Genomic DNA, 13231 nt, shown 5'->3' with positions numbered 1-13231 from the left:
ACTTTACTCAGCTTTTCGAGAAACAGGCACGTGGTCGTTGGCAGCAAGCGCGACGGGAGAGTTGGCAGCGGGAGAGGCGGCCAGAGGAGGTCTGGCCTGGGAGATTTTTTCGGACGGGAGAGAATCGCGGGTTGGGGCAGGCGTTGGCGCGGGAGTTTCGACTTGCGCGGGGAGACGCGGCGACGGAGCGGAAACGGCGACCTGGCCGCGACCGACCACGACGCCGGAGACTGTGCGCTTGGACTGCAGATTGATGACGTTGACCACGTCGCCTTCGGTGCCGCCTTCGATGGCCTTGCCGCGGAGCGTGAGATAAAGCCCTGCGGTTTCGTAGATCAGCGTCACCGCCTGATCGCGGGTGACCAGATCTGGCTTGGCGAGGTCGGCATTGCGGATTGCCTGACCGGCGCGCAATTGGCGGCGGCTCTGCATGCCCACGGCGCGGTCGCGCGTTACGCCATCGCTGCCGACTTCGGCTTTCGGGCGACGCTCGACGACAACATCGGAAGATTTCAGCACTTCATTGCGTTCGACGCCGCGGACCAGCACCGCCGCTTCCACGGTCTCAACGGCACTGCCGGTGAAACGCAGCTTGGTGGCGGACACATTGGAATCGTTGCCGATCGCAAAGGTGACGTCGAAACGGCCGCTACGTGCGTCGAAGCGGACCGCGACAGGCTGCAGCGCGCCGGTATTGCTAGCGTCAAGCTGCAGGCCCTGGACTTCGCGATCGAAGGTCAGGCTCAGATTGGCGGCGGCACCAAGGCCGTGGCGGTTCTCCAGCGACTGCGCGACTTGGTTCTCGATATCCTTGCTGTCGATGCTACGCGACAGCCGCGTCACGGTGATGGACTTGAGCTCGCGTGTATCGACGCCAATCACCTGATGCTGCCGCAACGCCGCGATGACCTGCGCGGTCGACAGCGTGCCGACGGTGCCGAGGTCGGGCGCCCGATAGATCGCGATCTGCGCGGTGGGGCCGGCATTGTCGATGACATCGCCAATCCGCACCACGTCACTGGACACGGTGACATTGGCGCGCAGCGTTGGCGATGCGATGACCTCGTCGCGCTGCGCCTGGCCGAGCGCAGCAGTGGCCGCTGCAGCGAGCAGGGCGGTGGCGAGGAGAAGCGAACGCATGGCTGATGTCATGATCATTCTCCTCAGCGGAACATGCCGGCGGTGGATTGCAGCATCTGGTCGGCCGCGCTGATGACCTTGGCGTTCATCTCATAGGCGCGCTGCGCGGCGATCAGGTCCGAGATTTCGGTGACCACTTCGACATTGGCCATTTCGAGGTTGCGCTGCTGCATGTCGCCGAAGCCGTCGGCATTGGCGACGCCGTCCTGCGGTGGGCCGGAGGCAGGTGTTTCGGTGAACAGGTTGTCACCGATCGAATTGAGACCGGCCTTGTTGATGAAGCGGGTGAGGCTGATCTGGCCGAGAACGGTCGGGGTCGTCGAGCCCGGTACGATGACCGAGACCTGGCCCTGCGCATTGATCGAGAGTTGCGACGACGCCTGGGGAATCGAGATCGTTGGCTGCAGCAGGTTGCCCTGCGGGTTGACGATGCGGCCCTGCTGGTCAGTGGAAAACGTACCATCGCGGGTGTAGGCGAAGGTGCCATCGGTGAGCTGGATCTTGAAGAAGCCTTCGCCGCGGACCGCGATATCGAGATCGCCGCCGGTCGCCGACAGCGTGCCCTGGGTCATCATGCGCGGAGTGCCGACGGTCTTCACGCCGCCGCCGATATCGACGCCGACCGGAATGACTGTGCCCTGATCCGATGCTTGCGCACCGACGCGGCGAACGTGATCGTAGATGAGGTCCTGGAATGCGGCACGCTGCTTCTTGAAGCCGGTCGTGCGCATGTTGGCGATATTGTTCGAGATGACCTGGACGTTGAGTTCCTGGGCCGCCATCCCGGTCGCTGCAGTGTAAAGAGCGCGCATGGGTCAGATTCCTTAAGCCGGAACGTCGGCAAGTTTTTCGATGGCGGAGCGCCGCGCGTCGCCTTGCGACTGCAGCATGTTGGACAGCTCGGTGTAGGCGCGGGTGACGTCGATCATCCGGGTCATTTCGACGACCGAGCTGACGTTCGACTTTTCGATGAAGCCCTGATTGAGCTTCGAGGTGGTGGACGGCTGCGGATTGGCGCCGGGGCCGGCCGAGAACAGGTTGGAGCCTTCCTTCACCAGCCGCTGGGGCTGCGCGAAATTGACCATGCGAATCTTGCCGCGCACGGAGTCGATGCGGTTGATGCCTTCGAGCACCGTGACCGTGCCGTCCTGCGAGATGTTGATGTCGTGGTCGGTCTGCTGGAACACGATCGGGCCATTGGCGCCGAGCACCGGTGCGCCCGACGCTGTCACGAGCTGGCCCTGCGAATTGATCTGCATGCCACCGTCGCGGGTGTAGCGCTCACCGTTCGGGGTCTGCACCGCGAGGAAGGCGTTGCCGTCGATGGCGACATCCAGCGGATTCTTGGTCTGCTCGGTCGCGCCGCCGGTGAAATCATGCATCGTGGCGCGGTCCTGCACGAAGGACACGCGGCGGTCGCGGCCGACGAAGTTGTCTTCGCGGGCGGCCGGGCTCAGATATTCCTCGAAAATCGTCCGCTCGGCCTTGAAGCCGCTCGTGTTGATGTTCGCAATGTTGTTCGCCACGACGTCCATCTGACGCCGAAGCGTCATCTGCCGCGACAGTCCGACGAGAAGCATATTCTCCATCGGTGGTTCTCCCCTAAGTTCGCGCGGATCGCTCTCCCAAGCTCGCCGCGGATCCCGTAAACCGCACAGCTCTCCCAAGCCGCGGTTCGCTAAGGTGAGTAGCGAAAGCCGTGCCAAGTCAAAAAGCTGATATTTTTCAACTTGTTGGTGGTTTCCGAGGCGCGAAAACGGGCGGCAGAAAGGTCTTGTTGACCATATTTGCCGGCAGAATTTTCCTAGTTGAGCGTCAAAAGAAAGATTCCGTTAACCATTGCGACCTAGCGTCACGATCACACAGGGCCTTGGGCGCTGGCAGCATTTGTATCGCGTCTTTAAAGCCTGCTTTGCAGCATCGAGCTCATCCCAACCCCGGACGGGCAGGCGATGGCGGATACGGAAACTTCAGAAAGCACCCCGACCGGGGACGAGGCGGCAGCTCCCAAGAGCAAATTCAAGCTGATCGCAATCGTCGTGGGCGTGCTGGTGCTTGCAGCGGGCGGTGGCGGCTGGTTCTTCCTGAAGGGGCACCCCAAGGAAGAGAAGAAAGAGGCGGCGCCGGCTGCGAAGCCGCTCGCCTTCATCGATGTGCCGGAAATCCTGGTGAACCTTGCCGGTCAGCCCGGCGAGCGCGTGCAATATCTCAAGGCCAAGATCGTGCTCGAGGTGAAGGAAGCGCCGCTGGTGGCGCAGATCACGCCGTCGATGCCGCGCATCACCGACATGTTCCAGGTTTACCTGCGCGAACTGCGCACCACCGATCTGAACGGCTCCGTTGGCATGTTCCGGCTGAAGGAAGAGCTGACGCGGCGCGTCAATGCCGCGATCTCTCCTCATCACGTGAACGCTGTGCTGTTCAAGGAAATCCTCATTCAGTGAGGAATTGGATTTAGGCTGATGTCTACCGAACAGGTCGATCAGGACGCAATTGCCGCCGAATGGGAAGCTTCTCTGGATTCAGAGGATCCCGTTGAGGCGGCGAAAGCGGCTGCCGAAAACGAACTCACCGGCACCATGGCGGAGCAATGGGCCGCCATGGTCGAGGATGGCGGTCGCGATATCGGCGGCGGCAAGAACGGCGGCGAGCGCGTTCTCTCGCAGGAAGAAATCGACAACCTCCTCGGCTTCAGCGTCAACGAGGTTCATCTCGACGAGAATTCCGGCATTCGCGCCATCATCGATTCCTCGATGGTGTCGTATGAGCGTCTGCCGATGCTCGAAATCGTGTTCGACCGTCTGGTGCGGTTGATGACCACGAGCCTGCGCAATTTCACCTCCGACAACGTCGAAGTCTCGCTCGATCGCATCACTTCGGTGCGTTTCGGCGACTATATGAATTCGATTCCGCTGCCAGCCGTGCTGTGCGTGTTCAAGGCAGAGGAGTGGGAGAATTTTGGCCTCGCTACCGTCGATTCCAGCCTGATCTATTCGATGATCGACGTGTTGCTCGGCGGCCGTCGAGGTCAGGCCTCGCTGCGCATCGAGGGTCGTCCCTATACCACCATCGAAACCAATCTGGTGAAGCGCCTGATCGAAGTCGTGCTGGCGGATGCCGAGCAGGCGTTCCGGCCACTGTCGCCCGTGGCTTTCACCATCGACCGGCTTGAGACCAATCCGCGCTTTGCCGCCATCAGCCGTCCAGCCAATGCCGCAATCCTGGTGCGCCTGCATATCGACATGGAAGATCGCGGCGGCAATATCGAATTGCTGCTGCCCTATGCGACGATCGAGCCGATCCGCGCCGTGCTCATGCAGATGTTCATGGGCGAAAAATTCGGCCGTGATCCGATCTGGGAAAGCCATCTCGCCACTGAAATTGCTCAGGCCGAGATCGCCGTCGACGCCGTGCTGTATGAGGCGGAGATCCCGTTGAAGCAGCTGATGCTTCTCAAAGTGGGCGATACGCTACCGCTGGAAATGCGGGCGGATGCCCTTGTTGCCGTTCGTTGCGGAGCCGTGACCTTGACTGAAGGTCGCATGGGCCGTGTCGGCGACCGCGTTGCCATTAGAGTCACGAAACAATTACGCAAGCCTAACACAACCTTCGCCATGTTTGAGAAGGCTGATGAGCAAACTAAATTGATGGAGGCACAATGAGTCATTCATTAGGAATTGTGATCGAGAGCCTGGTTGCGGTGCTTCTGATCCTGACCATCGCCTATTGCATGTTGCTCAATAAGCGCCTGAAGCGCCTCAAGGCGGACGAGCAATCGTTGAAGGCCACGATCGGCGAGCTCATCACCGTGACCGAGATCGCCGAGCGTGCGATCGGCGGACTCAAGCTTACCGTGCGCGACGTCAACGAGAATCTCGGCAGCCAGATTTCGGCGGCAACGGCGCTGGCCGATCAACTGAAAGCCCAGCTCGCCGAGAGCGACGCTGTCGTGCGCCGGCTATCGAAGATCGCGGTGGCGGCACGGCCGCTCACCGAAACCGACCCTGATGTGCCGCGGGTGTCCGCAGCGCGGGCCAATGCCGCGGCAGCGCAGGCGTTTGCCGAGCGGAGGAGGCCTGACGGCATCGCTGCATGAAAGCTTTTCGGGACGTTCGTATTCTTCCTGTCGTCTTGGTGGCGGTTTTCGGGCTGGCGATTCTCAAGATCGCCGGCCTGGTGATCGATGGCGGCTACGTGTTCAACTACGATCCGCAGCCTCAGCCTACGAAAGGATCGTGGGCGCAGGAGATGTTCAACTTCCCGGGCGGCAAACCCGCAGATGGCGACATTACCGGCTCGGTGTCAGCCAAGAAGGAAGAGCCGAAGCCCGCGGTAGCAGCGCCTGCAGCGATCGAACCGACCAGCAACCCGCCTGTCGAACTGTCTCCTCAAATCTCGCCTGCTGAACGCGCGATCCTCGAACGGTTGCAAGCGCGCCGTCAGGAGCTGGAAGCGCGTGCACGCGAGATCGACATTCGCGAGAGCCTGCTGAAGGCCGCCGAGAAGCGCATCGAAACCCGCGTCGACGAATTAAAGGGCGTCGAAGCCGGCATCAAGACGGCGAACGACCAGAAGAGCGAAGTCGATGCCGCCCGCTTCAAGGGTATCGTCACCATGTATGAAAGCATGAAGCCGAAGGACGCCGCGAAGATCTTCGACCGGCTGGAAATGCCGGTGCTGTTCGAGATCGCCTCGCAGATTGCGCCTCGGAAGATGTCCGACATTCTCGGTCTGATGCAGCCGGAGGCCGCTGAACGCCTCACCGTTGAACTGGCGCGCCGCGCCTCGGGCGGCGAACGATCTGCCGCGGCGGTCGAACTGCCCAAGATCGAAGGCAGGCCGATCCAGCAGGGCCGGAATTAAAGAAATTAATTAACAAATCCTTAGAGCGCGGAATCTAGATTCGACACAGGGCGAACGACCGGTCGTCCTTCGAGCATCGGGCTGAGAGACACTTCTGGATGGCACGGACGGCTGCCGTTGCATGTTGGACGCAAGCTCGCGCATGGACGCGGGCCGTTCGACGTTGTGCGGTCCTCGCGGGCATTGTCTGTCTTGCGCTGTCGTTCCCGGATGCCGCATCTGCGCAAGCGGTGAGGGGCACCGCCAGCATGGGCACGTCGGGCGGCTATGGCCGCATTGTGCTGAAGCTTGCCGAGGACGTGGAGTCCGAGGTGACGCAAGCCGGCACCATTCTCGTCATTCGCTTCAAGCGGCCGGTCGATATTCCTGTCGAGATTCTCGGTGACGCCGCACCGGACTATATCGGCTCCGCACGCCGCGATCCCGATGGCACGGCGATCCGTCTCGCTTTGTCACGCAGGGTGACCGTCAATTCGATGACGGCGGGCGAGCGCATCTTCATCGATCTGTTGCCCGACACCTGGAAGGGCATGCCGCCCGGTTTGCCGCAGGATGTGGTCAAGGAATTGTCGGAGCGTGCGCGCGCGGCAGAGCGCGCCTTGCGCCAGCAACGCGCTGCCGCGGAAAGCCAGAAGAAGCCGCCGATCCGCGTGCGCGCATCCGTGCAGCCGACCTTCGTGCGCTTCGTGTTCGAGACCGGCGGCGTCGGTGTGTCGTCGGTGCTGAACGAGAAGACGCTGACGCTGACCTTCAACGCCGGTCTGGTGTTCGATCTCGCCGATGCCAAACTGTCCGCACCCGCCAATGTCGCATCGATCGGTCAGGCGATGGACGGCAACCGGACCGCCGTCGAGATCGGCTTGATCGGCGACGTCGATGTGAAGTCGTTCCGCGAGGACAAGAGCTACGTCGTCGACATCGGCTTCCAGCAGAATGAGAAGCCGTCGCCGCTGGCCAAGCTGCCGGTGGCCGCTCCTGTGGACGAGAAACCGCCGGTTGCGGCGAAGCCTCCAGAGGTCGAAAAGCCCGCCAGCGTCCCGGCACAGCGCTCCGGCGAGATCGTGCCGCCGACCTCCGAGACGATCGCAAAAGAGATCGTTCCGGAGAAGAAAGTCGAGGTTGCGACGGCTGCACCGGCAGCGCCCGTCGCGGCAGCGAAGCCGGAAGAGCCAAAGCCCGAGGCGGCCAAGGTCGCTGAATCACCCAAGCCTGCGCCGGCAGCCGAGCCTGTTGTCGTAGCTCCTGCCAAAGAAACACCGCCGCCTGCGCCTGTCGTTGCGGCGGCCCCTGCTGCTGCACCCGTTGCTGCTGCGTCGACCGAACCGGCGGGCATGCCGGTTGAGGTCAAGCGCAGCAGCGACGGCGTGCGCATAGCCTTTGCCTTTCCATCGCAAACGCCGGTCGCTTTGTTTCGCCGCGGCGATATCCTGTGGCTGGTGGCAGATTCGACGCGGCCCATCGACACCGCGCCGATCCGCCGCGATAGCGGATCGATCATTGCCGATGTGAGCACGATCCCGCTGGAGAAGGGGCAGGCGATCCGCATCCGCCTTAATCGCCCACAACTGGCTTCGCTCACGACCGACGATCCTGCCGGCGCGGGACAGGCCTGGTCGCTGATGCTGGCCGATACACGTCAGACGCCGTCGCAGCCGCTGTCCGCCGTGCGCAACATTGCCGATCCCTCGCGCGCCAGCGTGCAGGTGCCGTTGGCCAAGCCCGGTCTCAAGCATCGCCTGGTTGATCCGGATGCCGGCGATACGCTCAATATCATCACCGCGCTGCCACCATCGCGCGGCTTCATCCGTCGCCAGGACTTCGTTGAATTCTCGTTGCTGGAATCGATTCACGGCGTGGTGGTTCAGGTGAACTCCGACGACGTGTCCGTTGAAGCCAGTATCGACAAGGTGATGCTCACCAAGCCCGGCGGCCTGACGCTGTCGGCAGCCGATGCGGCGCCGCAGCGCGCCTCGACGGTCGCCCGGCCGATCTTCGATGTCGGCCAGTGGCGCAAGGATCAGGAAGGCCCGTTCAACGCGCGCTTCGACGAGTTGATCGACGCGATGTCGTCGGCCGAAGCTAGTTCGCTGCCGCAGGCGCGGATGGATCTGGCCAAATTCTACATGGCGCGCGGCATGTATCACGAGGCCAAGGGCGTCGCCGATCTCGCGATCGCGGACACCAAGGTCGGCGAGGAAAGCCCTGTCGCGCTGATCGTTCATGCGGTGGCCAGCGCGATGATGGGGCGTCCCGAACAGACCCTGAAGGATATCGCCAATCCGGTGCTCGGGCCGGGTTACGATGGTGAATTGTGGAAGGCGCTCGCCTACGCCAAACAGGAAAAATGGGTCGAGGCGCGCGAGCGTTTCAAGAATGCCGAGTTCACGCTCGCCGCGCTGCCGGCCGATCTGCAGCGTGCGGCCCTGATGCTCGCGCTGCGGGCCTCGCTCGAGGTCAAGGACTATGCCGGCGCGTCGTCGCGCGGCAGTGAGCTCGAAACGGTCGGCATCTCGCCGGAGATCAAGCCCGCGGCCATGCTGCTCAGCGGCTGGCTCGATGAGGCGCTCGGCCGCGAGAAGGATGCGCTGTCGAAGTATCAGGACGTCACCGGGTCGGTGGATCGTCAATCCGCAGCGGAAGCCAAGCTGCGCGAAATCAATTTGCGCCAGAAGCGCAACGAGATCAGCAGCGAGGACGCGCTGCATGATCTCGAAATTCTGGCGGTGACCTGGCGCGGCGACGGCACGGAAGTGCAGGTGCTGCAGATCCTGTCGCGCATGTATGCCGAACTCGGCCGCTACAATGACTCGCTGCTGGCCGCCCGCACAGCCACCGAGCGCCAGGCCAACAGCGAAGCCGCGCGCCAGGTGCAGGACGAAGCTCAGGCGCTATTCTCGCAGATCTATCTGTCGCCAAAGGGTGACAGTCTGCCGCCGGTCGATGCGCTGGCGATGTTTTACGAGTTTCGCGAGCTGACCCCGATCGGCCGCCGCGGCGACGAAATGATCCGCCGTCTTGCAGATCGTCTCGTAGCTGTCGATCTGCTCGATCAGGCCGCCGAGCTTTTGCAGTATCAGGTCGATCACCGTCTCGAGGGCGCTGCACGCTCGCAGGTCGCTGCGCGTCTGGCGATGGTCTATCTGATGAGCCGCAAGCCCGACCGCGCCATCGCCGCGCTGCGCACTACGCGGATCGCCGATCTCAATGGCGAGCTGCGTCAACAGCGGCTGCTGCTCGAGGCGCGGGCGCAGAGTGACATCGGCCGCCGCGAGCTGGCGCTCGACATCATCTCTCATGTCAGCGGACGCGAAGCGATCCGGCTCCGCTCGGATATCTACTGGTCGTCGCGGCGCTGGCGCGAGGCCTCCGAGCAGATCGAACTCTATTATGGCGACCGCTGGCGGGATTTCTCGCCGCTGACGCCAAGCGAAAAGAGCGACATCATCCGTGCTGTTGTGGGTTATGCGCTGGCGGAAGACGCCCTCGGTCTCGCACGCTTCCGCGAAAAGTATGCGCCGCTGATGAATGTCGGTGCCGACAAGATCGCCTTCGACACCGCGAGCAAGCCGACCTCGACCAACTCTTCGGAATTCGCCGCCATTGCCAAGATGGCCGCGTCCGTCGATACGCTCGACGGCTTCCTGCGCGAGATGAAGACGCGCTTCCCCGAAAGCAGCGCCAAGGCGACCCTGCCAGGTGCCAGTGCCGATCCGATGCCGACCGGCTCGCTGAAGCCGCAGCCGGTGGTCAATGTCCGCAAGATCGAGATGACGCGGTAGAGGATAAGCCTCGCTACTGTCCGTAACTTTGCACCAGACTGCCGGCCACCAGCGACCAGCCATCCACCAGCACGAAGAAGATCAGCTTGAACGGCAGTGACACCACCGCCGGTGGCAGCATCATCATGCCCATCGCCATCAAGACCGAGGCGACAACGAGATCGATGATCAGGAAGGGCAGGAACAGCAGGAAGCCGATTTCGAAGGCGCGCTTCAGCTCCGAGATCATGAAGGCCGGCACGAGAATCCGCAGCGACATGTCCTCGGGTGTTGCCGGCACCGGTTCACCCGACAAGTCCATGAACAGCTTGAGATCCTTCTCGCGCACGTTCTTCTGCATGAAGCCGCGCAGCGGAATGGATGCGCGCACCAAAGCTTGTTCGACGGTGATGTCGTTGGAGATCAGCGGCTTGATACCGTCGTCATAGGAACGTTGCAGCACCGGCCCCATCACGAAAGCCGTAAGGAACATCGCCAGCGCGATGATCACCGAGTTTGGCGGAGCCGTCGCTGTACCCAATGCGGTGCGCAGCAGCGACAGCACGACCACGATGCGTGTGAATGACGTCATCATGATCAGGATCGACGGTGCGATCGACAGCACCGTCAACAACGCGATCATCTGCACGGCACGTTCGGTGACGCCGCCGCCACCGCCGCCGAGATTGATGCTGATGTCCTGCGCCATCGCGGGACCTGTGAGGGTCCCGGCGGCGATCAGAACTGAAAGGAAAAATACTCTACGCGGGAGGTTCGCCGAACTCACGAACTGGACTTTGGCCGTCCCAGCAGGGAGGCCATCTCGTCTTCGAGATTTTCAAAACCCGATTTGACCGGCGGGACGACCGGCGGCGCCTCCGCACGGGCAGGGCTGGCGATCGAGACTTCCGGCGACCGCGAAGCCGGACGGATCGATAGTGCCTCAGGCGCCACCGACGGAGCGCCGACCCGGGGCTCGGGCGCATCCTGGCGGGTTTCGCCGGCAGGGCGGCGCAAGGCTGCTTCGAGGCGCTGCGCCATATCGGCAAGGTTCTGATCAGCAGACGACACGGCGGCTGCCGGAGCGGGTGCAGGGACCGGTGCGGGTGGCGCGACGACCGGGGCGGGCGCCGGGGCAGCAACGACCGGAGCGGGCGGTGTCGGTGCTGCTGCGACGGGACGGTCCGGCGTGCGGGGCTGCGGCGTGGTGCGGATCGGCGGATCGGCACGCATCGGGCGCGGCATCATCGGCTCGCTACGTGGCATCTCGGCACGTGGCATTTCACTTCGCGGAATCGGCCGCTGCGGGAAAAGGTCGTTGCGTGGCGCCGGTTCGGGGCGCGGCGTAGGCTCTGGCGCGAGGCTGGCCACCGGATCGGGACGACGCTCCGGCAAAGGCGCGGCCGGGCGGCGTGGCTCCTCGATAAAGGAGGGGCGCGCGGGACGCGGCGCCGGCTCCGGCACATGCGGTTCGGAATCGAAGCCGGACTCGTTGCTTTCTGCCCAGCTCGGGGCTTCCGGCAGCGACGGGCCACGGCTTGCCACATCGGTGGCGAGACCGCCGCGCTGCGGGGCCTGCTCGCGGCCGGGCATGGCGCGGACGATATTGGGCTCGACGACGATGTCCGACGGGCCACCGATCATCAGCAAATGTTCGACATTGTCGCGCCGGACCAGCACCAGGCGGCGGCGGCCGTCCACGGCGGCGGCGTCGATCACTGCGAGCCGCGGCAAGCGCCCGCGGCTGGTGTTGTTGCCCAGCCGGTTGCCAGCGAATCGGCGCACCAGCCAGGCGGTAAGCCCGATCAGCGCCAGCACGACAACGAAGGCCAAGATAAATTGCACCGATGATTGCATCATAAAGTCCCCAGCCAGACAGGGTGGCTGCAACGTCCACGTCCAGAGCCGGAGGTGTCATACCCCCGCACGCCCCGCACGCAGCGTGAATCACGCCCCATCTGTTAACGCCCCACGGCAGAACCTGCCGTTGGTTAATAATAAACTATGAATCGCTGCAGCCAAAACGACTTCTGCCGCCCCGTCGTATGGCCGATGGGGATGGTTAATCGGCCAATTCAGGCGAAAAAGCGTTGGCAGTTGCGAAAAACGTCAATTTTGCAGCATTCATTTACGGTTCGGTAACAAGTACCGCCGGAAATTAACTTCGTATTAACCATGCAGGCGGCAAATTCTGCCTAGCTCAGGACACTCCGTCCGGGCGGGCGGAGAAGGCCGATGGCGATCAGCGACATGCCGATGTTGTCGGCGCTGCGCACCAAGATGCAGTGGCATCAGGAGCGCCAGCGTGTGCTGGCCGAGAATATCTCGAATTCGGACACTCCGAACTTCCGTCCCCGCGATCTCGTGGAACCGAAATTCGACAAGGCCGGGAACACGTCCGTCACCGCCGGCGGCATGGGCTCGCTGCCGATGATGCGCGCCGCCGGCACCAATATCCTGCCGACCGGGGGCTCGGCCTCCTTCAACCAGAACAACCGGGTCGGCTACGAGACCCGCCCCGCCGGCAATGCCGTCAATCTGGAAGACGAGATGCTCAAGGTCTCGGCCAACCAGATGGACTATGCCGCCGCGACCTCGCTCTACACCCGCAGCCTCGGTCTGTTGAAGACCGCTATCGGCAAGCGCTGACGCCGCCGCGCGCATAAAGGGAGCTCATCATGGCAGACGATATCAGCGACTTCTCGCGCTCCATGGGCATCGCGACCTCCGGTCTGCGCGCCCAGGCGGGCCGCATGCGGGTGATTTCGGAAAACATCGCGAATGCGCAGTCCACAGCGCAGACTTCGGGTGGCGATCCCTATCGCCGCAAGGTGCCGACCTTCAAATCCGAGCTGGACCGCTCGCTGGATGCCCGCATCGTCGGCCTCGGCCGCATCAGGCCGGATCAATCTGCATTTCCCACGCGCTACGAGCCCGGCAATCCCGCGGCGGATGCCGCCGGCAACGTCAAGTACCCCAACGTGAACTCGCTGGTGGAAATGACGGACATGAAGGAAGCGCAGCGCTCCTACGAAGCCAATCTCAACATCATCAGCGCCACGCGCCGGATGATCCAACGCACGCTCGACATCCTCAAGGCCTGAACAGGACAGCTGAACCATGGCAACTCCCTCTGTCGCCGCCAATGCTTACTCGGCCCTCTCGCGCATCATGGACGCCGGCGGCGGCGTCGGTGGCGGTCTCAACAAGGCGGCGGACGCCGGTGGTGGTCAGTCGTTCGGCGCGGTCCTCAAGGACGCGCTGGGCAGCGTGCTCGATTCCGGCCGCAAGTCGGATGCGCAGACCATCGCAATGGCCAACGGCAAGGCCAATGTGATGGACGTGGTCACGGCAGTTGCGGAAACCGACGTCGCCGTGTCGACGCTGGTTTCGGTGCGCGATCGCGTCATCCAGTCCTACGAAGACATCATGAAGATGCCGATCTGATCTTCCTCATCACGAACACCGCG

The 13231-nt window shown here is 63.1% G+C and carries 13 protein-coding genes; 8 read left to right on the top strand and 5 right to left on the bottom strand.

Annotation, left to right across the window (positions count from 1 at the left end):
* Positions 1–3: 3 nt before the first annotated feature.
* Genes flgA through flgF form a run of 3 tightly spaced genes read right to left on the bottom strand, consistent with a single transcriptional unit; the run spans position 4 to position 2729 of the window.
* Positions 4–1152, bottom strand: coding sequence for a flagellar basal body P-ring formation chaperone FlgA (gene flgA, locus SFY93_RS25080; protein ID WP_414716975.1), 1149 nt, complete (start codon positions 1150–1152; stop codon positions 4–6).
* A gap of 11 nt (positions 1153–1163) precedes the next feature.
* Positions 1164–1952 carry a flagellar basal-body rod protein FlgG gene (gene flgG, locus SFY93_RS25075; protein WP_089265180.1) on the bottom strand — a complete coding sequence of 263 codons (789 nt, stop codon included), beginning with the start codon at positions 1950–1952 and terminating at the stop codon, positions 1164–1166.
* Between the two features lie 12 nt (positions 1953–1964).
* On the bottom strand, positions 1965–2729 hold the full coding sequence (flgF, locus tag SFY93_RS25070; protein ID WP_089265179.1) for a flagellar basal-body rod protein FlgF: 765 nt from the start codon (positions 2727–2729) through the stop codon (positions 1965–1967).
* 363 nt (positions 2730–3092) lie between these two features.
* Here flgF and fliL point away from each other — a divergent pair, with 363 nt between their 5' ends.
* From fliL to SFY93_RS25045, 5 genes are all read left to right on the top strand, one after another.
* Entirely contained in the window at positions 3093–3584 is a 492-nt protein-coding gene (gene fliL, locus SFY93_RS25065; RefSeq protein ID WP_175366556.1) for a flagellar basal body-associated protein FliL, read from the top strand.
* 18 nt (positions 3585–3602) lie between these two features.
* The gene (gene fliM / locus SFY93_RS25060) at positions 3603–4802 is read left to right on the top strand and encodes a flagellar motor switch protein FliM (RefSeq protein ID WP_410001823.1); all 1200 of its coding nucleotides are present in this window, start codon (positions 3603–3605) and stop codon (positions 4800–4802) included.
* Entirely contained in the window at positions 4799–5236 is a 438-nt protein-coding gene (locus SFY93_RS25055) for a DUF6468 domain-containing protein (RefSeq protein ID WP_320445005.1), read from the top strand. Before fliM ends, SFY93_RS25055 begins: the two co-directional genes overlap by 4 nt.
* Positions 5233–6003 carry a MotE family protein gene (locus SFY93_RS25050; RefSeq protein WP_068735654.1) on the top strand — a complete coding sequence of 257 codons (771 nt, stop codon included), beginning with the start codon at positions 5233–5235 and terminating at the stop codon, positions 6001–6003. The genes SFY93_RS25055 and SFY93_RS25050 overlap by 4 nt, the downstream gene beginning before the upstream one ends.
* A 98-nt stretch (positions 6004–6101) precedes the next feature.
* Positions 6102–9782, top strand: a complete 3681-nt coding sequence (locus SFY93_RS25045) for a tetratricopeptide repeat protein (protein WP_320445004.1) — start codon at positions 6102–6104, stop codon at positions 9780–9782.
* 13 nt (positions 9783–9795) lie between these two features.
* Here SFY93_RS25045 and fliP read toward each other — a convergent pair whose 3' ends face one another.
* Positions 9796–10548: a flagellar type III secretion system pore protein FliP gene (gene fliP, locus SFY93_RS25040; RefSeq protein WP_116662912.1), complete on the bottom strand. Its 753-nt coding sequence runs from the start codon at positions 10546–10548 to the stop codon at positions 9796–9798.
* A complete protein-coding gene (locus SFY93_RS25035) occupies positions 10545–11621 on the bottom strand; it encodes a flagellar biosynthetic protein FliO (protein WP_414716973.1) in 1077 nt (358 codons plus the stop codon). The genes fliP and SFY93_RS25035 overlap by 4 nt, the downstream gene beginning before the upstream one ends.
* A 375-nt stretch (positions 11622–11996) precedes the next feature.
* On the opposite strand from SFY93_RS25035, the gene flgB reads away from it, so the two are divergent.
* Genes flgB through fliE form a run of 3 tightly spaced genes read left to right on the top strand, consistent with a single transcriptional unit; the run spans position 11997 to position 13208 of the window.
* Complete coding sequence (flgB, locus tag SFY93_RS25030; protein ID WP_320445003.1) at positions 11997–12410, top strand: flagellar basal body rod protein FlgB; 414 nt, start codon at positions 11997–11999, stop codon at positions 12408–12410.
* Positions 12411–12439: 29 nt separating this feature from the next.
* Positions 12440–12865 (top strand): flagellar basal body rod protein FlgC, encoded by a 426-nt coding sequence (flgC, locus tag SFY93_RS25025; protein WP_089265171.1) that lies wholly within the window; start codon positions 12440–12442, stop codon positions 12863–12865.
* 16 nt (positions 12866–12881) lie between these two features.
* On the top strand, positions 12882–13208 hold the full coding sequence (gene fliE, locus SFY93_RS25020) for a flagellar hook-basal body complex protein FliE (RefSeq protein ID WP_068735666.1): 327 nt from the start codon (positions 12882–12884) through the stop codon (positions 13206–13208).
* Positions 13209–13231 lie beyond the last annotated feature (23 nt).

This window comes from Tardiphaga sp. 42S5, assembly GCF_034044155.1.
Taxonomy (GTDB): domain Bacteria; phylum Pseudomonadota; class Alphaproteobacteria; order Rhizobiales; family Xanthobacteraceae; genus Tardiphaga; species Tardiphaga robiniae.
This window is presented reverse-complemented; position numbering and strand designations above follow the sequence as displayed.